General features: G+C 42.1%; 17 protein-coding genes and 2 tRNA genes. 7 read left to right on the plus strand and 12 right to left on the minus strand.

What is annotated here, in order from left to right; translation table 11 throughout:
* Window positions 1-28 precede the first annotated feature (28 nt).
* The 7 genes from M0R36_01915 to M0R36_01945 form a co-directional block, all read right to left on the minus strand.
* Window positions 29-334 carry a hypothetical protein gene (locus tag M0R36_01915; GenBank protein MCK9554564.1) on the minus strand — a complete coding sequence of 102 codons (306 nt, stop codon included), beginning with the start codon at window positions 332-334 and terminating at the stop codon, window positions 29-31.
* Window positions 327-3467: an efflux RND transporter permease subunit gene (locus tag M0R36_01920; GenBank protein MCK9554565.1), complete on the minus strand. Its 3141-nt coding sequence runs from the start codon at window positions 3465-3467 to the stop codon at window positions 327-329. The genes M0R36_01915 and M0R36_01920 overlap by 8 nt, the downstream gene beginning before the upstream one ends.
* 240 nt (window positions 3468-3707) lie before the next feature.
* On the minus strand, window positions 3708-4649 hold the full coding sequence (locus M0R36_01925; GenBank protein MCK9554566.1) for an efflux RND transporter periplasmic adaptor subunit: 942 nt from the start codon (window positions 4647-4649) through the stop codon (window positions 3708-3710).
* An 11-nt stretch (window positions 4650-4660) separates the two neighbouring features.
* Window positions 4661-6226, minus strand: coding sequence for a TolC family protein (locus M0R36_01930; protein ID MCK9554567.1), 1566 nt, complete (start codon window positions 6224-6226; stop codon window positions 4661-4663).
* Window positions 6223-6690, minus strand: a complete 468-nt coding sequence (locus M0R36_01935) for a MarR family winged helix-turn-helix transcriptional regulator (GenBank protein MCK9554568.1) — start codon at window positions 6688-6690, stop codon at window positions 6223-6225. Before M0R36_01935 ends, M0R36_01930 begins: the two co-directional genes overlap by 4 nt.
* A 124-nt stretch (window positions 6691-6814) precedes the next feature.
* Window positions 6815-8608 (minus strand): YgiQ family radical SAM protein, encoded by a 1794-nt coding sequence (locus M0R36_01940; protein ID MCK9554569.1) that lies wholly within the window; start codon window positions 8606-8608, stop codon window positions 6815-6817.
* Window positions 8605-9648, minus strand: coding sequence for a peptidoglycan-binding protein (locus M0R36_01945; GenBank protein ID MCK9554570.1), 1044 nt, complete (start codon window positions 9646-9648; stop codon window positions 8605-8607). The genes M0R36_01940 and M0R36_01945 overlap by 4 nt, the downstream gene beginning before the upstream one ends.
* 319 nt (window positions 9649-9967) lie before the next feature.
* Here M0R36_01945 and M0R36_01950 point away from each other — a divergent pair, with 319 nt between their 5' ends.
* The 7 genes from M0R36_01950 (at window position 9968) to guaA (ending at window position 18548) form a co-directional block, all read left to right on the plus strand.
* Window positions 9968-10978: a LacI family transcriptional regulator gene (locus M0R36_01950; GenBank protein ID MCK9554571.1), complete on the plus strand. Its 1011-nt coding sequence runs from the start codon at window positions 9968-9970 to the stop codon at window positions 10976-10978.
* A gap of 170 nt (window positions 10979-11148) precedes the next feature.
* Complete coding sequence (locus M0R36_01955) at window positions 11149-11823, plus strand: type II secretion system GspH family protein (protein ID MCK9554572.1); 675 nt, start codon at window positions 11149-11151, stop codon at window positions 11821-11823.
* 55 nt (window positions 11824-11878) lie between these two features.
* Window positions 11879-12580, plus strand: coding sequence for a type II secretion system GspH family protein (locus M0R36_01960; protein MCK9554573.1), 702 nt, complete (start codon window positions 11879-11881; stop codon window positions 12578-12580).
* Between the two features lie 4 nt (window positions 12581-12584).
* Window positions 12585-15725 carry a hypothetical protein gene (locus M0R36_01965; protein ID MCK9554574.1) on the plus strand — a complete coding sequence of 1047 codons (3141 nt, stop codon included), beginning with the start codon at window positions 12585-12587 and terminating at the stop codon, window positions 15723-15725.
* Between the two features lie 2 nt (window positions 15726-15727).
* The gene (locus tag M0R36_01970) at window positions 15728-16312 is read left to right on the plus strand and encodes a hypothetical protein (protein ID MCK9554575.1); all 585 of its coding nucleotides are present in this window, start codon (window positions 15728-15730) and stop codon (window positions 16310-16312) included.
* 24 nt (window positions 16313-16336) lie between these two features.
* A complete protein-coding gene (locus M0R36_01975; GenBank protein ID MCK9554576.1) occupies window positions 16337-16897 on the plus strand; it encodes a hypothetical protein in 561 nt (186 codons plus the stop codon).
* A 121-nt stretch (window positions 16898-17018) separates the two neighbouring features.
* Window positions 17019-18548, plus strand: a complete 1530-nt coding sequence (gene guaA / locus M0R36_01980) for a glutamine-hydrolyzing GMP synthase (protein ID MCK9554577.1) — start codon at window positions 17019-17021, stop codon at window positions 18546-18548.
* A 208-nt stretch (window positions 18549-18756) separates the two neighbouring features.
* Here guaA and M0R36_01985 read toward each other — a convergent pair.
* The 5 genes from M0R36_01985 to M0R36_02005 form a co-directional block, all read right to left on the minus strand.
* Window positions 18757-18843 (minus strand) — tRNA-Leu (locus tag M0R36_01985).
* A 118-nt stretch (window positions 18844-18961) separates the two neighbouring features.
* Window positions 18962-19036 (minus strand) — tRNA-Cys (locus M0R36_01990).
* A gap of 35 nt (window positions 19037-19071) precedes the next feature.
* Window positions 19072-21156, minus strand: a complete 2085-nt coding sequence (locus M0R36_01995; protein MCK9554578.1) for an O-antigen ligase family protein — start codon at window positions 21154-21156, stop codon at window positions 19072-19074.
* 101 nt (window positions 21157-21257) lie between these two features.
* The gene (locus M0R36_02000) at window positions 21258-21767 is read right to left on the minus strand and encodes a type II secretion system GspH family protein (protein MCK9554579.1); all 510 of its coding nucleotides are present in this window, start codon (window positions 21765-21767) and stop codon (window positions 21258-21260) included.
* Between the two features lie 166 nt (window positions 21768-21933).
* Complete coding sequence (locus M0R36_02005) at window positions 21934-23586, minus strand: O-antigen ligase family protein (protein MCK9554580.1); 1653 nt, start codon at window positions 23584-23586, stop codon at window positions 21934-21936.
* Between the last annotated feature and the right edge of the window lie 480 nt (window positions 23587-24066).

Below are 24066 nucleotides of genomic sequence, written 5' to 3' on the forward strand. Positions count from 1 at the left end.
AAAATCAAAGGAAAGATTACACAGGTTTTTATGTCATTGACTCAAGGGACCACACAAAAGCCTTAATCCCCTCTTCGCTGTGTTTTTTTCTTAAGCCTTCCACACAGCCTATGATGCTCTCCGCAGCCTCCCGGGGGCATGCGACATATATTATATTATTTTTTCCGGGCCAGATATCATTCCCGTGCTTTGGACCGGATAATTCGCCTTTGCCGAACGCGCCTTCTATCTTTGTATAATACAGCATCCGGCATTCCTTAAGAATTTCCATTATCTCCATATCCATCGCTTCATAATAAACTATCATAACCATCTGCAAATTATTCTCAGGCATTTTTGACCTCAACATTGTTTTTCTTCTTCCTCATTTCGAACAAACCATAAATGGTGGGGACAAACAGTAATGTCACGAAGGAAGAAACGCTTAATCCGCCTATCATAGTTATACCCAGGGGCCGCCACATTTCCGCTCCCTCCCCTTTGAAAAACGCCATCGGCACCATCGCTATCATCGTAGTGAATGTTGTCATTAACACGGGGCGCAGCCTGTCACTGCAGCCGTTGACAATCGCATCCCTCACGGAGTTGCCCCTGGACCTTAATATATTTATATAACTTATAAGCACAATCGCATTATTTACAACTATACCCATAAGCATTACAACTCCCAGGAATGAAATAATACTCAAAGTTGTGCCTGTCAAAACAAACGCAATAATTACACCCGTAAAAGTAAACGGTATCGCGAACATCACTATAAACGGGTCAAAGAATGACTCGAATTGAGCGGCCATCACCATATATACAAGAACAATCCCTAATATAAGCAATACAAAGAGGTCCTGAAAAGCTTCTTTCTGCTCTTCCGCCTCTCCCCCGAAATTTATTGAAACACCTTCCGGTATAGCGACCTTGCTTATTTCATTCTTGATATCGTCAACCACTTCACCCATAGAGCGCTTGTATGTATTGCACTCCACGGTTAAAACCCTCTCCCTGTTTTTCCTCTCGATTTCAAGGGGCCCGTATGTTTCCCTGGCCTGCGCGACATTATTAAGCCTTATTTTTTGCCCTGTATACTGGGATACAATCACAAGGTTATTGATATCCTCTATGCTTTGCCTGTACGGTTCCTCAAGCCTTACCCTTATATCATAAGTGTCGCCTTCTTCCCTGTATTTGGAAACAATACTTCCCTCGATATATGTTTTCAGTGTTTCTCCTATCGCAGCGGCATTCAGTCCCAGGACTGCGGCTTTTTCCCTGTCTATCTCAATATCTATTTCAGGCCGGTTAAGTTCCCTCGAAATGCTTATATCAACAGCGCCGTCTACCTCTCTCATAACATTAGCTATTTGTTCCGCTACCATTCCTGTCTTTTCAAAAGAATCACCGAGAACTTCCACCTGTACACTTTTCCCCCCTCCTCCTGTAACCATTTTAGTCATCGGGTTGCCCAGTTCGAGGTTAAGTTTTATAATACCACCTATTTTTTCCACCTGTTCTCTCACAACCTGACCCATTTCCCAGATACTTCTTTTCCTTTCAATAACCTTTACTGTCTTTACGCCGGCTTCACATATATGTGTCCCTGTAGTTCTGCCAAAAGCCGCCGCAATACCCGGAAGAGTACCTGATCTGGCAAACATAAATTCTTTCTCGGGAATAAATTTATCCATTATATTTTCTACCCGGGATGCTACTTTGTCTGTTTCACCAACCTTCGTGCCCACAGGAAGTTCTACAGTCACTCTCAAATCTCCCGAATCCTCCTCCGGAATAAACTCCGAACCTATATAACCGCTTAATGTCAGAGTTGAAACAAATACCAGGAAAAAAACAAACAGCACCAGTATCCGGTGGTTTAACGAAAAACTCAGGGCTTTTCCATAAATTGTTTCCGCGGAATCAAACAATTTTCCGGAAAGATAATAGATCGGCGACAGGATATTTTTTTTAGCGGGTTCACTCTCTTTTGCCGCAAATGTCCGCCTGAACCATTTTGAACAGAGCATAGGAGTAAAAGTCGAACATGTAAATAAAGACCCGATAAGAGTTATTATGACTATAGCCGCAAGTTCCCCGAACATAATGCCTACTACACCGCTTGCAAAGAGGAGAGGGCCGAAGACCACAACTGTCGTAAGGGTCGATGCCGCAATCGAAGTAAATATTTCCATTGTCCCGTATACAGAAGCTTCCTTTGGCCTCTCCCCTCTGTCAATATGGCGGGTAATATTATCCACAACAACTATTGCCCCGTCTACAACCATACCAAGCGCGATAACAAGCGACGATAAGCTTATGACATTTAATGTCTTGCCGCTGATAAAAAGATAAATAAACGCCATTAAAAGAGAGAAAGGTATAGTCAGGGCAATAATAAAACTTGATTTAAAGCTCCTTAAAAAAAACCAGACTACAAGTATAACCAGCAGGATTCCATAACCCAGATTAGACTTTAATGTATTAATTGAAGATATAATATCTTCTGAAGTGTCAAATATAATCTTAAAATCCACGTCGGGCGGAAAATCATCGACCAGTTCCCTAAGTTTGCTCTTGACCCTCTCAGCAACCTGAACAGTGTTCGTGCCGACCTGTTTCTGGACCATAAGTATCAGGCCCTGGCTCCTATTGATTCTGACAATCATATCCATATCCATATAACCGTCTTCTATACGGGCGATATCCCGCAGGTAAACAAACCTCCCATTTTTTTCTCCCAATATAATACGGTCTATTTCATTGGGGTTCTTAAACTCGCCCGGCACTCTCACCAGATAATCAGTCAAACCTGTTTCGAGATTCCCCACGGGCTGGGTAATGTTTTCCGCTTTTAGAATGTTACCTATATCGGAAATTGAAAAATCATAAGCTTCGAGCTTCTTTTTATCTACCCATATATTGATCTGTCTCTGGTAGCCGCCGTAAATCTGCACCGTTCCCACGCCGGGAAGCTGCTTAAGCTGGTCGACTATCCTATTGTCAACCATGTCGTAAAGGTCGAGGTAAGTTTCTTTTGCCTGAATCCCGATTTGAAGAATCGGCATATTAGCCGTGTTAAACTTAAATATAAAAGGGTTCTCCATTTCATCCGGAATATCAGGAAGGTATTGTTTCGCCAGTTCTATCCTGTCGCGGATATCGTTGCTTGCTTCGTTAAGATCCGTTCCCCAATTAAATTTTAACTGTAAGACTCCTACCCCTTCCATACATGTAGCCGTTATTTTATCGAGCTCAGGGGTTGTGCCAAGCTGATTCTCAAGCGGTTCTATAACATTTGTTTCAACATCCTGCGGGCTGGCTCCCGGATAAGTGGCAATAACAGAGATAACAGGCGATTCTATTTCGGGAAAGAGGTCTACACCTATTTTCGATACACTGTAAAGAGCGATTATAATTATCGCAAAAAATATCATTATATTGGTAATAGGCCTTTTAACGCCGAATTCCGGTAAATTCATCCCGTTAAACCTTCCTTAATCCTGTTTTTGAGTACCGTTCTCTGCAATATGCGCCGTCCTTATTTAAACAGGCTTCGAAACAGACAAGCGGAAAAGAACGCTTATGTTCAGCCGACGCAATTAAAACCCGATTGTGTTCCCTGAACCTTTGTTTAAGGTTAGTAGCCGCACCCGTATAGAATCGGCCATTTTTCCTGTTTTGTAAAACACAGGTATAAAACCAGGGTTTAACGGGATTCACTATTCTTCCCCTTCCGCGGAAACCCCTTCATCTATTGTCACTGTCCTGCCTTCTTTCAGTAACTGCTGTCCCATAACAACAACTTCATCCCCTTCGGAAAGCCCTTCCTTAACCCAGAAATACGGTCCGTTCCTGAAACCCAGTTTCACATTCTGCCTGTGAGCTTTGTCCTCCCTGATAACATACACATACGGATTTTCCCCGCCCCTCAGCGCTTCCTTCAAGATAACCGGCACGCCGGACTTACGGTCTATTATCAGATTAATCCGGACAAACATACCCGGCCTGAGTAAATTATCTTTGTTATCTATCTTAATTTTCAGCGATGCTGTTCTTGTCTTTCGGTCTATGACAGGGCTTATCTCCTTAACCTTTCCCCTGAATACCTTATCAGGGTACGAGTCTGTCGTAATCAAAGCTTCCTGTTCCAGGACAAGATCCGGATAATAGATTTCCGGGATATTAAGTTTGGTTTCAACGCTGTCAATATCAACTATAACGGCAACTTCCGTCGAGGTATGCACCTGGTCACCCAGATCGACAAGAATTTCCCCGACTTTGCCGTCTATGGGGCTCTCAACCGGCGCCATTTCGTACTCAAACCCGATCTCATCCCTGTCAATCATGAATATGACTTCCCCTTTTTTGACAGATTCCCCTTCTTTCTTAAGTTGTTCGGCTATTTTCCCATCAACTTTCGGAAATACCTCGGCTTTATTGGCCGCCTCAATATCACCGACATAATCAAGCGTTCTCTCTATATCAGCCGGTTCCACTTTCATAATCCTGACAGGCACAGGGGGCTCCTGTTTTTCAAGCTTTTCTTCCTTATACACGGCTTTTGTAATCAGGCCTCCCGTTTTCTGTATCAATCCTGTTTTATTTTCCGCCAGCAGACCGAGCGCAAAACAGCATACGGCAATAATAATTTTAGATTTCATAAATAAACCCCTTATTCTTCCAGACGAACAGCATTTTTTATCAATGTCAGCCCCGTCGACTTATCAAGATTAATCAAGGCAATATGATACTCAATCAGGGCATTCATATAGTTTAACTTGGCTTCCGAAAGTTTGTCCTGATAATCAAGCATGTCATGGGTGCTTACCTGTCCCGCATCAAATCTTTTTTTCTGGGCATCATAGTTTTTTGTCTCGGTATCCCTGAAAAGTTTCGCGGCATATACCTGCCGCTCCTGCACGCTGACTTCCCTTACTTTATCTCTGACATCCAGTATTATATTGTGTTCAAGATTTTTAAGCTGGAGCAGGGCAACCGCCTTTTCCAGCTCCTTTTTACGGAGATCCGCCCTTTCCCCGCCCCCCCAAGGTATCTTGAGAGTCACTCCCGCATACCAGTCCTTGTGCCTGTAATCTATATCTTCAAGCGCCTTCTGGACATCCTTGCCCAGGCCGTTAAGGCCGAAACTGCCTGTAAGGTCAAGTGTCGGGAGAGTAGCATTTTTAGCGACCTTTATCCTTACATCGTTGTTCTTCAATGATATTGTCATCGATTTATAATCCGGCCTGTATTCAAAAGCATCTTTAAGAGAATCCTTTATCGAAACATCGACAACAGAGAAATCAGGCTTATCGAGAAGTTCTATATCCGAATTCCAGGATTCCGGATCGGATATAATATTTGTAACCAGTTTCAGATTGTCTTCCGAACGCTTAACGGCCGCCTCGCTTTGTATAACGTATCTTTTTCTCTCCGCAACAGCGCTTTCGGACTCAAGAAGGTCAACCGAACTGATAAGCCCCTTTTCATATCTTTTCCTGTTTACTTCATATAATTCCCCGGCAAGCTTAAGATAGTCTTCCGCGATAAGATACGCCTCTTTCGCAAAAACACATTTATAATACATTTCCTTGGCTTTTGAAATAACGTCTATGACGTTATTCCTGAAATCCTCGGCAGACATATCATAACTGTTCCTGGCAATTACGATATCGGCCATATTTATATCTATCCCGAAACCCCTGAGGAGCGGTTGTGTAACGGATATTCCCGCTTCGGAAGAATAGGAAGGGTTATAGAGAACACCGCTGGAATTCGTCTTATACCTGTTGTTCTCAAAAAACAGTTCGTATCTGGCGCCGGTAGGTATCATCCCTCCCACGGAAAAATCCAGATTCCCGTCTCTGAACGCACTTACATCAGGTGTAACAAACCTTTCCAGCCCGGGCAGGTTAAGCCCCTCTAACTGGAACGGTTCCGTGTTGGACGGATAGGATCTGTCATGAAAATTGAAATCCGCAAGAAAATACGGTTCAAATACGGATTTTGCGTAATTGATGTCTTCCGTCTTCAATTCAGGGTATATACGGCTTATCTTTATATCAAGATTGTTTTCCAGCGAAAGGCTGATGCAATCCTGGATTCTCATACCATATTTTTCACCGCTGTCCGCATTGGCGATAAAAATCTCTTTATCAAAATCATCGGATGTCTTGATGTCCTCAGCCGCGGCAAAAGAACATACAAGAATAAAAATCATTAAAAGTAAACGCTTCACTTTGTTTTCCCGGTTTTGTTATGCTTTTTATGCTCATCTATATCTTTCGATATTTCATACAGGATTTCATAAGCCCTGCGGAATCTTTCCCTGTTCGAAGGAGTAATTATCTTAAAAATATTCCTGAAATGTTCCTTCACTTTCCTGTGAAAGTCTTCAATGAACTTTTTGCCTTTCTGCCCCACGCTGATGATAACCTGTCTTCTGTTTTTTTCATTCAACTCCCTTTTTAAGTATCCTTCATTCACCATCTTATCAACTATCTCCGAGGCAGTGCTCGCGGCCATACCCAGCGCCGAGCTTAATTTTACCAAAGTGCAGCTCCCCATATAATCGACATTTATAAGAACCCTCATATGGTTAAGAGGTATATCCATGCTTCTGGAAAACGCAGAGCTCACGGAGTGATACGACCTCATCATATGAGGGAATATTTCCGTAACCCTTTTCAAGCTTTCATCCATATATCATACCTTCTGATTCCGAATTATACTATTATCGAATTATTCGATTTTAGAAATATTTATCACATAAGATAACTTAAGTCAAGCTTTTTTACGATTGGACAGTTCAGGGGCAATGTAAAAATTATCTCTTTTTCCGCGGGTTGATAAGCGACTTGCCGCCGAAGCCGATGAGGTCTTTTCTTTTACATGTGACAAGCGCTTTTTCCACCAGATTTCTGTTCGATGCCCTGTTAAAATGCGCAAGCGCCCTTTGCAGCGCCTTTTCATGATTATTGGACGGCACATGTAATTTCTGTCCGGTAAAAGGATCCAATCCCGTATAATACATGCAGGTTGAAATACTGCCCGGGGTAGGAGTGAACTCCTGGATCGAATCAGGAATAAAATGTGTTTTTTTGAAATAAAGGGCAAGTTCGAGCATGTCTTCCACGGCGCATCCGGGATGGGCGGATATATAGTAAGGGATAAGGAACTGTTTCCTGCCTATTTTTCTGTTAATTGATTTAAACTTTTCCGCAAAATCAAGATACAGCTTAAAATGCGGTTTTTTCATTATTTTAAGCACCCGCTCGGAAATGTGTTCGGGCGCAACCCTTAACTGCCCGCTTATATGGCCGTTACATATGAATTCAAGATACCCGCTTTTTTCATCGCGGAGTATCAGGTCATATCTCAAACCTGAAGTTATAAAAACATTTTTCACGCCGGGAATTTTTTTTATCTTATCAAGCAGGCGTATTTGCGGCATATGATCAAAATCGAGGTTTCCGCAGATTTCAGGGAATAGGCATCCCCTCTCCGCGCAATGAGCATCCTTCCTGATCTTACAGCCCATCTTATACATATTGGATGTAGGCCCGGAAAGGACATGCACTGTCCCTCGAAAATCATGCCTTTTAGACAATTTAACTATCTCATTTAAAATAGAATCTTCACTTCTGTTCTGAATAACTTTTCCCTGCATTACGGGAATGGAACAATAAGAACATTCTCCGAAACAGCCCCTGTGGCTCGTAACGGACCATTTTACGGATTCAAGCGCGGGTATGGGGCTTTTATAAACGGGATGGGGATCCCGCGTGTAAGGAAGAGAATAGATATAATCCATCTCGATCTCAGTCAGGGGCTGAGCCGGTTCATTTTGCACGACATATCTTGCATCGTATTTTTGCGCAACCGGCCTGGTTTTTTCCCCGCAGCAGGAATTGGCGCTGATGATCCTAAAGGCTTCCGCAAATTTTCTTTTATCGGAAACAACTTCATTGAATTCCGGAGTAAGAATGATGTTCCCGGGAAGATTTTTAGAGATATAAGCAATCCCGTCAATATCATATAAAGAGGTTTTATCTTTTCCTGAATCCAGCCTCTGGGCCATTTCAAGTATCTGGCTTTCCCCCATCCCATATACTATAAAATCCGCTTTTGAATCCACCAATATTGATTTACGGACCTTGTTTTCCCAGTAATCATAATGAGCAAAACGTCTCAGGCTGGCTTCGACCCCTCCCAGAACAATGGGAACATCCTTATAAGCCCGGCGGCAAAGATTACTGTAAACTATACATGCCCTGTCAGGCCGTTTTCCGTACTCGCCTCCGCAGGAAAAGACATCGGAATTTCTTCTTTTCCCGGGTCTCGAATAATTATTAAGCATTGAATCTATATTCCCCGAACTGATACCGACAAAAAGCCGCGGCTTCCCGAATACTTCAACTGAACTGTTATCTCTCCAGTCAGGCTGCGGTATAATTCCGACTTTAAAACCGGAATCTGCTAATATCCGGCCTATAACAGCGACACCGAATGACGGATGATCGACATAAGCATCCCCGCTGATAAGTAAAACATCCAGTTCGTTCCATCCGGCTTCAAGAGCTTCTTTTCCGGTTACAGGCAGTATATATGGATGTTTCACAGTATTTCCCCGTTTCTGAAATATTTTTTCATGGATTCCCAGGTTTTATCATTGATATCACCTGTTACCTGCAAACTGTTTTTCTTCTGGAACTTCCTGACGGCTTTTGCCGTTAAACTGCCTTTGATGCCATCAACAGGGCCCGGGTCGCAACCGGCTCTTTTAAGGAATATCTGCGCATTTCGTATATTCCTCCTGACATTTGAATTTTTATCTAATTCTATGGTTTCTATCCCGAAAGAGCAGTCAAGCAGCTGTATAAGGTCACTCCATACGGGACGATCACACTTAAGTAAAACAACTATGATTTTTTTTCCGCCATATTCCGCAAATCCCGCATAGCAATGGCCGGCTTCCCTGGTAAAACCCGTTTTCCCTATTGCAAAACCGGGATACTGCCAGGCAAAACGACTGTGATTATTAATGCTTATTTGCCTTGCTTTTTTTAAACTATCCATGTCTTCGGGATTTTCGGTGTATACGGCAATTTTATCGTTCTTCTTTCCCATCACTTCAATAAAATAGGGTGTTTTAACGCATTCCCGGACAATTAAGGCAAGATCTTTCGCTGTCGTGTATTGTCCCTCTCCCGGAAGCCCGTTAGGGTTTACGAAATAAGAATCAACAGCGCCGATACGGCGGCAAAAAACATTCATATCCTTTACAAAATCGCTTTCCGAACCCGATGCCTTTTCCGCAATAACGACAGCGGCATTATTCGCGGATTCAAGCAACAAAGCCTTCAGCAGAGCATCCACCGTGAGAATATCCCCTTCTCTGATGTCAATTCCTGAAGGGGGAACCGCCGCAGCCAGCGAAGAAACCCGGGCGTAATCATAAAGTTTTAATCTTTCCAAAGCCAGAAGGAATGTCACAAGTTTTACAGTGGAAGCAGGATAAAGCTTACGTCCGCTGTTTTTTTCGAATAACAGCACCCCTGTATCGGCCTCAACAATAATGGCGGATTTCGCCGTTACAGAAGGCCATGCGACACAGGCAGTGCATAAAGATATGAGCAATATCAATAAAAGATATTTCATATCCGAATATTATTAGCAGATATGAATATATTAATAAACCAAAAAATCGAGGCTTGACATTTAAAACATTATATGTTAACGTTAACAACAAATAGGGTATTCTGCTAACTTTCAACTATCCAACCCTCCCCCCAGAAGGTTGTTGAGAAAGGGGTACCCTATCTAATTCTTTTTATCAGATTAGCCGCTTTTATTACCGGCCAACAAGATGATTTTTCCAAAGACATATCCAACAAAAATAATTATTCAAAAATAACTTGAAATCTTGTTAAAAATGTGTTATCGTTAACATAGATAATAACATTCGCAGGGAATTATTATGGCTACAATTTCCGATATCTCAAAAAAGACGGGGTATTCAATAATGACGGTATCCCGCGTGATAAATAATTCCAAAAATGTTTCGGAAAAAGCAAGAAAAGCCATTGCAACAGCCGTCAAAGACTTCAATTATACTCCTAATTCAGCCGCGAGAAGGCTTGTAAAACAGAAATCACAGACTATAGGCCTTATAATCACATATGAACAGATTTTTTCCTCATATTATTTTCTCACAATAATGAAAGGGATCGAAGAAAAACTCGAAAAGACGGATTACAACCTGATTATGTACGCGTCCAACTCTCCCAACGTATCTTCCGAAACAAAACTTCTGAACCTTATCAACCAGAAATTTATCGACGGGTTTCTTGTTATCGCCCCCTCAAAAGATGAATTTTTCATGAAAACCCTGCACACAAATAAAATACCGACGGTAATCATCGGCGCAAGTTATCCTTTCTTCAACTGTGTCGATGTGGATAACAACAAAGCAACTTTTCTCGGGATCGAATACTTAATAAAAAAGGGCCACAAATCCATAGGCATGATACGCGGCACAAAAAACAGATACGACGCTATAGAGAGAGAAAAAGCTTTTATTGAATGCCTCGGAAAAAACGGGCTTGAAATAAATAAAAAATGGTTTATAGACGGGCATTTTGAATACCGTCATGCGCATCTCAACACCTTAAAGCTTCTGGATGAAGGGACTTTACCTACGGCGCTGTTTGCCGCTAACGATCTTATGGCGATAGGCTCCATAGACGCATTACATTCACGCAACATCAAGATCCCCGGAGACATTTCAATAATAGGATTTGATGATATCGACCTCGCAAAATTAATACAACCGCCTTTGACAACCGTCAGGCAACCGCTTTATAATATGGGAGAGGCCGCAGCTTCAAGAATAGTCGAACTTGTTGAGAAAGGCGCCAAAAAAACCGCTTCCCAGACAATAAGAATGGACACCGAGATAGTGGAAAGAGAAAGCGTGAGAAAATTATGATTAAAAAGAAAAAAATCTTTTCGTTCTCTTGCTCAAATTTTCATCTTAAGGGGTTCACCCCGTTAGAAAACTATCATATGGGAGAAAGAAGTTGCGCCGGCAGAAACAAAGATAAACGCTTTTACAAAACAGGCTCTGATTTAAAAACCACCGTAAAAAAGAATTCTCTAATGGGGTTCACTCTTATAGAACTGCTCGTGGTAATAGCGATAATAGCGATTCTCGCGGGACTTCTTCTCCCTGTCTTAAAAAGAGCAAGGGAACATTCATATGTCGCGTTGTGCCACTCCAACTTAAAACAAATCGGCAATGCAATTTATATGTATTCTCTCGATTATAGAGACCTTTTTCCTATTGCTATAACATTCTCATGGGAACCTGAAGATTCAGGAGGTTCATGGATACCCAATCCAAACCCGGGAGGAGGAAATGAAAGGTGGATTCAAGATGTGTTAATCCCCTATCTGCACGGGGCTGTGGGAGATATGGGAGACATATGGAAATGCAGAGGACAGAGTGAGGCGGCTAAAACCATGTTTAATGAAACCGGGTACAGGTATAATTACTGGTTCGCTATGGGCGGCGGAACAGCATCAAACCAGACAGGCAGAGGCGGCCGCAAAATCGATTCGGTTCCCAAACCGACCGACGCTGTATTGGTTTATGATGTAGCCTTCGGAGATTGGGATAACCCGGGACAGCCGGCGCTACCCCATTATGGTATAAACGTTCTATATGTCGACGGTCATATAGATTTTGTACCGGATAAGATATATTTTCAACAGGAAATAGATAATGACGCGGAGCCTTTTAACAGCCCTTTCAGGAGCAATGGCTGGCATTAAAATTTGACGCGCATACAGGATTAAAATACAGCGTCAGAAAAGGGATAATTACAGTATGAGAAAAAAGCTAAATTTGAGAAGAGACAGGAAACAGAATTCTCTAACGGGGTTTACCCTGATGGAACTTCTGATAGTACTGGGTGTAATCGCAATACTGAGCGGAATTCTTCTTCCCACACTGCAAAAAGCAAGGGAGCGGGGATACAGGTCTCTGTGCCAGTCCAATCTTAAACAATTAGGTGAGGCTATATATATATATACAATCGATAATAACAGGCTTTTCCCTTTTGCCACTTCTTTCGGCTGGGAACCGGTCGGGACATGGAATCCCAATCCATGGCAAAGGTGGCTTCAGGACAGATTGGTTCCCTATGTCGGAGGAGACCCGGCTTCATCAATCGACCCGGATGTATGGCTCTGCAAAGCCAGGGACAGCAGCCTCGAATCGTGGTGCGGCAAAAACAGCTACCGGTATAATTACTGGTTTGCCTGCGGAGGCGGCTCCACGCTGGCTGACACAGGGCAGGGACGGCGCATCGAAAATGTAAGACGCCCGCCTGAAGCTGTATTAATGTACGATATATCTTTCGGCGACTGGGACAACCCCGGACAGCCAAGGCTGGCACATAACGGCATAAATGTACTATACGCAGACGGTCATGTAAGCTTTGTTCCTGAGAGGACATATTTCCAGCAGGAACTTGATAGCGATGACTTACCTTACAACAGCACCTTCAGAAAGAACGGATGGCTCTAATCTTATGAAAAAAATCAAATTTATTTTACTGGTTACCGGTATCTTTTTTTCTTTTGTTGACCTGCAGGCCGCCGAAAAAACAGCATCCCCTACTTTCGATATCTCAGTCATAGACGGCTATCCCGTCCCCATCCAGAACAATATAGTTTACCCGTCTTTCGAAAAACAGGACAGGGACTATTTTTCCCTAGACGGCACATGGCTGATAAAAAAAGTCAACGGCAACCATGAGCTGACGATGAACGAAAGGTCTGAAAACATAATCGGACTTCTTGAAGGGGAAAGCGGCGGGGCGACTTCCCTTTATTTTGATTCCGCCGGATGGAAAGAATACAATGTCCCCCAGCCTGTTAATATCCCTCCCGACAGGTACCAGGGGGTTGTCTGGTACAGAAAAGATTTTGAACTCCCCGCGGATTTTCTGGAAAAACGGGTAAAGCTTTTCTTTCTCGGAGCAAATTACTTTACCGATGTCTGGATTAACGGCCTGCATATAGGATATCATGAAGGCGGATACACCCCGTTCACTTTCGATATAACAAAGATCCTGAAAGAAGGCAAAAATTTCATAATTGTAAGGGTTGATAATATCCCGTGGAAGCCTTCAAGCTATACTCCCGACACTTATTTTAACAAGGGCAACATCGTGCCCTACAAAACATGCGACTGGTGGAATTTTACGGGGATTCTGAGAAGCGTCTACATGGAAGCAAGTCCCCTTGTTTCCATATCAAGGATAGACGTAAAAACCGCCGTGACGGGCGAGAATTCGGCCAATATGAAAGTTTTCACCGTAATAGAAAATACGTCATCCGAAACTTTTTCCGGAAAACTCACCTACAGGTTATGGGAAGCGGAAATCAACGAAGAAAATATACTTTCAGAAAAGCCTGAAGATATCGCGTGCAGGTCGAAAACCGCGCGTTTAGGAAAGAATTACTCTTCAAAATTCTCTATCCCGCCCCATTCAAAAGCTGTGATAACCGATTCTTTCAACCTGAAAAATATTAAACTTTGGTCTGACCTATCACCTCAACTTTATGTTTTTAAAGCCAACCTTATCAACGCTTCGTCAAGAACCCGGGCCAGAACAAGGATTACGCGGAATCAGGATAGTTTCTGCGTCCAGCTCGGATTCCGCGACATATCCGTAATGCCGTCAAAACAGAAAATACTGATTAACGGGCAGGGAGCATTTTTTGCCGGCGTCGGCAGGCACGAAGTATTCAGCGGGATCGACGGATATACAAACGGCGAATTAACTAAACTGAAATCCGACGACATGAAGCTGATTAAAGAAATAAACGGCAACTTTTTAAGGGAAGGCCATTATCCAAACCATTTTATGACAGATGAGCTTGCCGACAGGCACGGCATATACATATGGGAAGAAATACCTGCATACTGGATAGACGGTTCCTCTTTCGACCTGCAGCGCACAGACAGGAAAATAGCTCTGCAGATGTTCCGTGAAATGGTCTACAAGGGAATAAACAACCCGTCTGTAATATTCTGGGGGGTATGCAACGAATGCGGCTCCGAAAAGGAACGAACCGAATATATCAAATGGCTTATGAAAGACACGCTGCAATATGACCAGCAAAGAATTATAGCCCAATCAGCAGCCGGAGGGGATACGGACGACGGCACACAGCAGCCCTGTCCCGTAGCCGGATTCACATTGTACGGAGGTGTTTTTTACGGCGGCAGCAGTTATTACTCCGAGACCGTAAAGCTGATTAAAGAAATAAATAAAGCATTCCCCAAAAAACCGATAATAGCTACCGAATTCGGCAAATGGAGCGGCTCATCCGGCAGTGAAGAGGGAGAATTCGATCAGGTAAGGGTTGCAAAAGGCACGTTTTCCGCATTTGATGAGAACCCTTCGGTGGCAGGATGCGCATGGTGGTGTCTCGCCGACTGGCACACAATGATAAGCGAACCTCAGACGATGGGGCTCATAAGCTCCGACAGGAGATATTTCAAGCCTGTGTTTTTCACATTACAGGAACTCTACGGGGGGAGAAAAGACCAATTCGATTTCAGCATCGGCAACTACGCAATTGAGGATAACACGCTGAATGTGGATTTTAAATCAGACACGGATATCACGCTCTCTTATTCTCTCAACAACATAGATTTCACAGGTATAGAGAGCGCAGAGGACTTAAGGGAAGACAAACAGGAAGAGCAAAAACCCGCAGATAAAAAATTGCAGATTGATATTTCCGGGTTACCTGAGGGAGTTCATACTGTTTATATAAAGGCAAAAAGCCCCAAGGGGATATTCAAGACAGTGCCTGTTACAATCAACATCGACCGGATTGACGATCCTCCCATCATCAATATTTTGCGGTATCCCGAAGAGATCATAGATTCGGGAATAATATTATTCGAGGTAACGGATGACAGGTCTGAACCTGAAATAGAATGCCTGCTAAACGGTGAAACCGCTATATCCCCCGTTAAAGACAAGTTTTATTACATAGTGAGGATAGGGCCGGAACAGTCCGGCGGCGCAGACACAGTAAACCTGTCGCTGAAGGCATCGGACGGAATAAATTCCGTAACCAGGGAAATAGTAATGAGCAAATCCTCAGGAGCCGGGAAACCAGTTGAACTGCCTTACAATAACGACTGGATATCGAATTCGGATAATCTTCAGGACGGGTCCGGATGGAATTTCCCGGGACAGGAAATGCCCGATTTCGAAAACGGCTTTATAATGAAAGATAAAAGCGGGCGAAATCTAATATTTAAACTAAAAGGGACGGCGGACGGCGAACTGAACAATATCGAATGTTCCTCCCAGGCAATTAAATTCAACGGGCAAAAAGTGAAAGAAATTTTCATTCTGGGCGCCCGGCATAACGGAAGCGGATACTCGCCTTTTGAAATAACGTTTTCGGACGGAAAAACAGAAAAAGCCTTTCTTGGTTTTTCAGACTGGGACAGGGGGATGCCGAATCTCGGGGAGGAACCTCTCGTTTTCACCGTGCATCACCAGATGGGAGTCCAGATGAAGCCCCGGTGCGCGTTATATCTTCAAAGCATTAATTTTGACAAACCGAGGGAAATTTCATATATGGTTCTTCCTAATGACGAGAAACTTCATATATTCGCAATTTCGGTATTAGAGGAATAGGGATGAAAATTTATATTTATATTTTTATTCTACCAATCGTAATGTGCACCGCTGCTAATTCACAGATTATACTTGAATTGACTTATCAGAATTTCAACTCAGAAAAAGTAACAGGTGTCTTTTATGATCCATGGAACAGTAATCCGGTTCTCGAAAAAGACATCCAGCCTATTAAAGAGCTGGGTAAAATGTGCCTTAAAATAAACGCCGCCGGCAACAATGGCGGAACCGTCGGCATTTACCCCCAGGATTCTTTCTTTGAAAACATAGAGAATTACGTTTTTACCGATAACACCGTTTTTTCAATGATGGTCCTTGACAGGATCGGACAGCATACGTTTGAATGCAAAATATTCGATACCTCGGGCAACAGATATACCCTCTACTCCAATGAAAAAAGCAAAAAGGACAAATGGCAAAGGGTTTTCTGGAGGATGAGAGATTTCATCAAACTCGGCCTTGACCCGGCAAAAATAGCTAAAATTGAAATCTTTGTATATGATAACGGCGAATACTACTACGATAATTTTAAGTTTTTCGAATTAAGTAATGAAGGGAATAGAGACATCGGAGAAATCGCAATTTAACAAAAAAACAAAAAGGAGGGTTTTATGACAAGGTTATGTATGTTGTTCATTGCGCTTATCTTCACTGTTTGTCTTGCTTCTCCCTGTTTTTCTGAAAGTATCTCATTTCAGAATTTCGAGGAAGATCAGGCAGTAGACGATAACAACAGCAATGAAGTCCAGGATAGCGGCGATTATTTTCACGACCAGTGGTACGCTAACCCGAGCTTTGAGGACACCAATCCTCATACCGGGAAAAGAGCCGTTATAATGAGGGCTAAAAATCCCGGCGATCACGGCGGAACAATAGGGTTATATCCTTCAAAAGAGTTTAAGGAAAACCTGCAGGGCAAAAAGCTGTCAAAGCTTTCTGTCTGGGTCTATGACAAACACGGCGATAACACCATAGAGCTGAAGATACTCGACGCAAAAGGAAGTTATAAACTCTGGTCAAGTGAAAAGTCCCAGAGAAACCGCTGGACAAAAATCACATGGGACATAACCGGGCTTATCAAAGAAGGTCTCGATCCGAACACTATAGAAAAGATAGAGTTGTATGAATGGGCGGACGGAGAATATATATTTGACGATATTACCCTGGAATAATAAGGTGCTTTGCGAAGAAAGGCTCCGAAAGGGGCCTTTCTTTTTTTTATTATTTATTGACAACAGGCATTGATCTATAATATAGATTTATCATTTTAACGATTAAAAGGCGGGCATTAAAATGATAGCAGTCCTCGATTTCGGTTCACAATATAACCAGCTTATCGCAAGAAGGATAAGAGAACTCAATGTATACAGCAGGATTCTCCCCCACAATATATCCGCCGATTCCCTCGGAAAGATGGGATGTTCAGGCATAATACTATCAGGAGGGCCGTCCAGTGTTTATTCCCCCAAAGCTCCTTTTCCGGATAAGAAAATCTTTGAACTGGGCCTGCCGGTACTGGGAATATGCTACGGGATGCAGGTTATGTCATATATGCTGAAGGGACATGTGGGGAAAAGCAAGAAACGCGAATACGGCTACTCCGAGTTTTTCCCGGAAAAGGACAACCGCCTTTTTGCTAATATAAAAACCCAAACGGACGTATGGATGAGCCATCAGGATAAAATCACAAAATTACCGAAAGGCTTCGTATCCATCGGCAAGACGGATAACTCCCCTATCGCCGCTATGTTCGACAAAAAAAGGAAATTCTACGGTCTCCAGTTTCATCCGGAAGTGGAGCATACTACCGAAGGGAAAAAAATCCTGTCTAATTTTGTAAAAATAATCTGCGGGTGTAAATCCGACTGGACAATGTCTTCTTTTATCAAAAGCGAAATAAAGGATATAAGAAAACGTGTCGGAGAGAAAAAAGTCGTTCTCGGCCTTTCGGGAGGAGTCGACTCCTCAGTTGCGGCCGTTTTAATGCATAAAGCGATAAAACAACGGCTGTACTGCATATTTGTCGACCACGGACTCTTAAGGAAAAATGAAGCGAAAAAAGTAAGAAAAGTGTTTAAAGAACACTATAAAATAAACCTGCGCACAGTTGATGCTTCCGGGCTTTTCCTTAGCAGGCTCCGGGGAGTCACGGATCCGGAAAAAAAGAGGAAAATCATAGGAAAAACCTTTATTGAGGTGTTTGAAAAAGCATCCCGTAAGATAGGCAAAGTGGACTTTCTCGTACAGGGCACGCTATACCCCGACGTTATTGAAAGTGTTTCGGCAAAAGGAGGCCCTTCGGCAACAATCAAAAGCCACCACAACGTCGGAGGTCTTCCCAAAAAACTCAAATTCAAACTGATAGAACCACTGAGGGAATTATTCAAAGATGAGGTAAGAAAACTCGGATTAGAACTTGGCCTCCCCGAAGAAATGATCTGGAGGCATCCATTCCCCGGGCCGGGACTTGCAGTCAGAATCATAGGGGATGTATCCGGGGAAAGAATCCGCCTCCTCCAGGAAGCTGACAGCCGCTTAATGGAAGAAATCAAAAAAGCCGGCCTCTACAGAAAAATATGGCAGGTCTTCTGCGTCCTTCTCCCTATAAAAAGTGTGGGAGTGATGGGAGATGAGAGAACTTATGAAAATGTAGTAGCTGTCCGCGCAGTTACAAGTTCCGACGGCATGACCGCCGATTGGGCAAAAATACCTCCGGAGATCCTGAGTAAAATATCCAACCGGCTCATAAATGAAGTCAAAGGGATAAACCGCGTAGTTTATGACATCTCATCCAAACCGCCAAGCACTATCGAATGGGAATAACGTTAAAACATCCTCTCAGATGGATTCATTCGAAATGCAAAAAATTATATAATTGGCGAACAAAATAATACTGGCAAAAATTCCAAATTCCAAGCACAAAATCCAAAACAAATTCCAAATTCTAATACCAAATGTTTTAAATTTAGAAAATTGTAATTTTGATATTGTTTAGAATTTCGAAATTCGAATTTCGAATTTGATACTAATGTGGTGCCGGAGACCGGACTTGAACCGGTACAGCCTTGTGGGCCGAGGGATTTTAAGTCCCTTGTGTCTGCCATTCCACCACTCCGGCAAATCAACATTAAGGTTAAGGCTTAGGCTGAGGTTAAGATTACCAAAAATATCCCTGTTTCGCTAAACTTAATGCTGAATATATATTACTGATACCTGAATTTTTCCGCTGAGAAAACTGGAGGCGGCGAGCGGATTCGAACCGCTGAATAAAGGTTTTGCAGACCTCTCCCTTGCCACTTGGGTACGCCGCCTTAACAACCCGCAAAATTTAACACAACAGATTTATCTAGTCAATATTCTTTTCCGTCCTTCCCCCGAGTATTTTATCCCTGAACTCTTCAACTACGGGATTATCCTTTCCCAAACTGCAGGCCTCATTAATATACTTCACCGCTTTTTCCCTGTCGCCTGTTGAATCATAAAAAACAGCAAGGTTTGCAAGGATTACAGCTTCTTTGTAATCAAGTTCCCTGACTTCAATAAGCACGGATTGCTCCATTTTATCTAAGTTTTCGGCTATCAGATCACATTTGCGGGCCCTGATAAGTTCCAGAGAACCTTTCAGCATTGTTTCCGCCTCTTTTTTCCTGCCGAGTTCAAATAAAACAACTCCCGCATTATAAGCAGCATCCACGTTTGTATTATCATAATCAAGAATTGATAAATTCATTCTCAACGCCTGGGCCCTGTCGCCTTTCATGTTATACATCATACCCAGGTTTATTCGCGCTTCGGAATCATATGGATTATGCTTAAGATGTTTAATCAGCAATTGTCCGGCCTTATCATACTCCCCGAGATTAAAGAAAGCATCCGCTTTATTAAACATCGTACTGCCAAAATAAGGGCTGTAATCCAGAATTCCATCATATAAAATCAGCGCTTTTTCATAATTGCCGAGTTTTCCTTCAACATAAGCTGACATGGTCAATGCATCGACATTGAACGGATTCTCAGATAAGCCCTTACGAAAATATTCCGAAGATTGCCGATAATCGCCGCCTGTCCTTGATTCAATACCCTTATTAAAATAATATTCCGATATTAAAGATGTTTTAAGATGCCAGAAAATAACAATTAAAAACACAAAAACAAACGTAAAATTGACGGCGTTTTTATTAAGATACCCGGATACGGGAAAATCCTTTTCACAGGCAAAAGACGCCCCGAGAGCAAGCCATATCCAGAAGTAAGGGGCAAAATACTCAACATTCATATTGATATTGAACGTGTTGAATAAAAAACTTGCGATTATCGCTGAAAACACGCCTGAAGTAATAAACTCCCCTTCTCTGATATCGAGCTTGACCCTGTTGTACAGGCGCCGCAGGATGTTGCAGAAAAAAACCATTAGAAACAAAAAACCGATAGCCCCCGCCTCTATAAAACTCTCAAGAAAATAATTATGGGCGTGGTATGTAGCCTCCGCGGACAGGGGAAGGCTGAAGTACTCCGTAACAACATAAGGAGGGTATGAAAGGAAAAAGGTATAAGCTCCCGTGCCTAAAAGCAGCGTATCCTTCAACATCTTTGCCGCGCCCGAATAAATATAAAACCTGATTGAGGCCGTGCCGAAAGAAACATCGTAGAAGATAAGCTTTTTTGTGTACGGCAAAACAAATAATATGACCGCGGCGCTGACCGCCAGGAATACAAAGCTAACCGCCATTCTTTTAGGTTTACTGACACCGGCAACCAGAGGTATGGCAAGCGCTATAAAACATACGCCGGCGGCAGTTTTTGACCTCGTAAAGTATAAAGCCCCTATATTAAGCATAAAAGCCGCAATAATAACGGCTGTTTCTATATGTCTTTTATCTTTCTTTCTTAACCGTTCCATCAGCATTGCAAGAAGGACGGGAAGGGTAATTAAAAATATATTCGATAAGAATAAAGTGTTTCCGAAAAATATTTTAACTCTCCAGGGGTGCTCAAAAATCACAACTCCCAGACTGCAAACGGCAAGAAGCGTCGCGGAAATAACCAGGGCTTTTATAAATGACAGCCTGCTTTCCGGAAAAGACACAAAAATATACCTGAAATAAAAATAAAACAGCATCAGGATAAAGGAAATGACACAACCCCTGACGGCATAACCTCCATACACTGAAAATAAGCTGCTAAGTCCGAGAAAAAAGACATAAACCATAATAGGGATATCATTTTTAATAAATAAGGCTGGACTTTTCCCATGGTTAATCTGTAACAAAATACAGACTGAAAACAATACAAGGATTATCTCACCCGAATAAAGTTTTCCCATAAAGGGATTGAGCAGGCCCGGTATGACAAGAAACGGGAATAATAACAGATATAACAACGCTGATTTCCGGGATAGTTCATATCTATGAGGAAGCGTTAACGGTTTCATACGATAAGTATAATAAACATAAATACTATTACACAATATTAAATAAAAAAACCCGGGAAAAGACATGCCGGGTTCTTTCAGATTTTATATTAATAAATATATTATTTTAAAGTATCGCCCCGCGGGCACCATCTTGCGTCATTTCCCACATAAAGGCAGTTTACACCGTCATACTGATGGTTGCTGGGCTGAGAATCCCAGATTAACGCGATGTTCGCATCCCCCGTTTCCTTCATACCCCTGATATACCTGTAACTCATGGCATTTGTGTCATTGGTCGGATAAGTTCTTGTAAGTCCGGTGGAATCCAATACCGTATGTCTTGTGCTCGGACATTCAAAAATGTCAAAGCTTTCCATATATCCGTAATCATACAACGGGTTCAGATTATCGGTATTTTCACCGGTTCCCGCGTTGACAAACCATTCGCCGTATTCCTGCGCGTAAATATGCAGGGAAACACCTATCTGCTTAAGATTTGACAGGCAAACTGTTCTTTTCCCCTTTTCTCTGGCTTTTGAAAGGGCGGGAAGAAGAATACTTGCCATAATCGACATTATGGCTATTACCACAAGAAGTTCTATCAGCGTGAAAGCTTTACACCTTTTCACCTTATCCCCCTTTATAAAAGGATAAACATAAACTTTCTTATATAATCTCTATATTAAATAAACCATATTTTAACGTTTTTTTCAACAAATTACAGCGTTATTATAACGCAAAAAAATCGCAGAAAACACATGTTCCATAACTTATTTAAATATAAGCACTTATGCATCACAACATATCAACCTTCAGTTTCCTATCCGAAAAAACTTTAATAATATCCTGTTTTACAACCCCCTCTGTATCAAGAAAATAGGCATCCCTGAAATATCTCTCGCTTTTAGATTTCATACCCAAATTTTCAGCGGCTAAAGCGGCGTTAAAATAAGCTTCCGGATTATAAGGATTAATAAATATTTCATCTTCAAAAAACCTTAAGGCGGAAACATAATCCTCTGTTCTCAGATAACATATGCCAAGCCCGAAATTGATATTGGCAAAATAAGGCGCGCGTCCCTTTATCTTCAAATAAGCATTAATGGCTTCTTTATAATTTCCCAGATGAAAATATCCATAAGCCTGATAAAAAAGGGCCAGATTATCTTCCGGAGCAAATCTGAGAGCTTTCTCATAATAGGTTGCCGAAGCGCTATAACGCCCCGATTCATCGCTGTTAACAGCCTTTCTCATGAAATAATTATAGCAGGTTTTTGAATAAATATGTTTCAACGGGCAGAACAGCAAAAACAACACTGCCGCATACGAGAATGTTTTTCTCAGCGTATTATTCAAATGTAAAACCCTGTCGGTTCTTGCGGTTACACCCGCAAAAAACCAGAAAAACGCGCCCAAAAACGTGATGTTATACACATTGGAAAAAAGCATCATCATAAAAATACCAAAACAGGCGGAGGAACAGCAGACATAAAAATATTTGGAACGCAGCCCGGCATAATTTCCGGAAGATAAGTCGGCACAGATAAAAACGCCGAAGATCAATATCGAAAATGCGGCAAAACCTAAAACCCCCGTCTCAGCTAAAACATGCAGAAACTCATTATGCGCATGGTCTGAAAGTTTCTGCATCTTTGTCTGTTCCACAATACTCTTATCTTTATATTCCGGGAAAAATATAAAAAAGGAACCCGGGCCTTTTCCGACCAGCGGGTCCGAAATGAACATACCCAGCGCCCCGGACCAAAGATAATAACGGTTTGAGATATCCGTAATATTATTTAAATAATCACGTTCTTTAAACAAATTGCCTGTTCCTTCATCGGTTATAAGATATATAACCCCCAGTAAAACAATAATGCATATTAACACCGGCAGGAATTTTCTTGTTTTCTCCCATCCGAAATATGCCGAAAGGAAATACAAAGCGATAAACAGCAACGCGATCTGGCTGCCCCTGCTCATAGCCATTGAAAACATAAAAACCGACAATAGGACCAGCGCCAGCATCAAAACCCCGATCAGCAGCCTGTTCTTCTGTTTTTCTGACTTCGATACATACAGGATGGCGCATAAACTAAAAGGAAAAGAAACAAGAATATATGAAGCAAAAAAAATCGGATTTCCCGGCAGGGAAGGGATCCTGATAAAAAACCCGGGCGTGTCGGGAAAAACTTCGGGGATTATAAAAAACATCTGGTAAAACCCGTATATAACAGATATTAACAAACCGGAAATAAACGCGAAGAATACAAAAAATTCTGTTTTTTCCATTTTCCTTATATGAACCGCGAACCTGAAACACAGATAATACAACAATACCTTATATAAAAAATCAGCGGCAGGATACCTGTATCTCGAAAAAAACATGCTTACAAGAGATACGGAAACAAAAAGGACAAACAAGAGATCAAGATATCCATAACGCACAAGCCCGTCATTCCTGATTTTAAATAATAAATAAACGCAGAATAAAAAAACGGAGCTCCATAATACAATATCTTTGATAAAAGTATGGTCCAGAAAACCATAAAAGATCACGGACGGGGAGATAAAAAAAATAAAAATAAGTAGTATAATAAATCTTCTGCCCATAAAACCAATTATACTTCAATACAGAAATTTATATATAAAAAAGCGCCCGTTCATACCTGAACAGGCGCTTTCGATCCTCAAACAAGCCCAAAGAAAATGTTATTTAACAGTATTTCCTCTTGGGCACCATCTTGCATCGCTCCCGATATAGACGCAGTTTCCGCCGTCTTCGGAGTGGTTCTCTACTCTTTCCCAAACAATCCCGGAATCAGCAGGGTCAGATTCTTTCTTGCCCCTTCTATATACATAGCTCATCGCATTGGTATCACCACCGCTGACCGTATTGGTTGTATATGTCCTCGTCAATCCTGTTGT

It is taken from the genome of bacterium, from assembly GCA_023228325.1.
Taxonomy (GTDB): Bacteria; Auribacterota; UBA6266; order UBA6266; family UBA6266; genus UBA6266.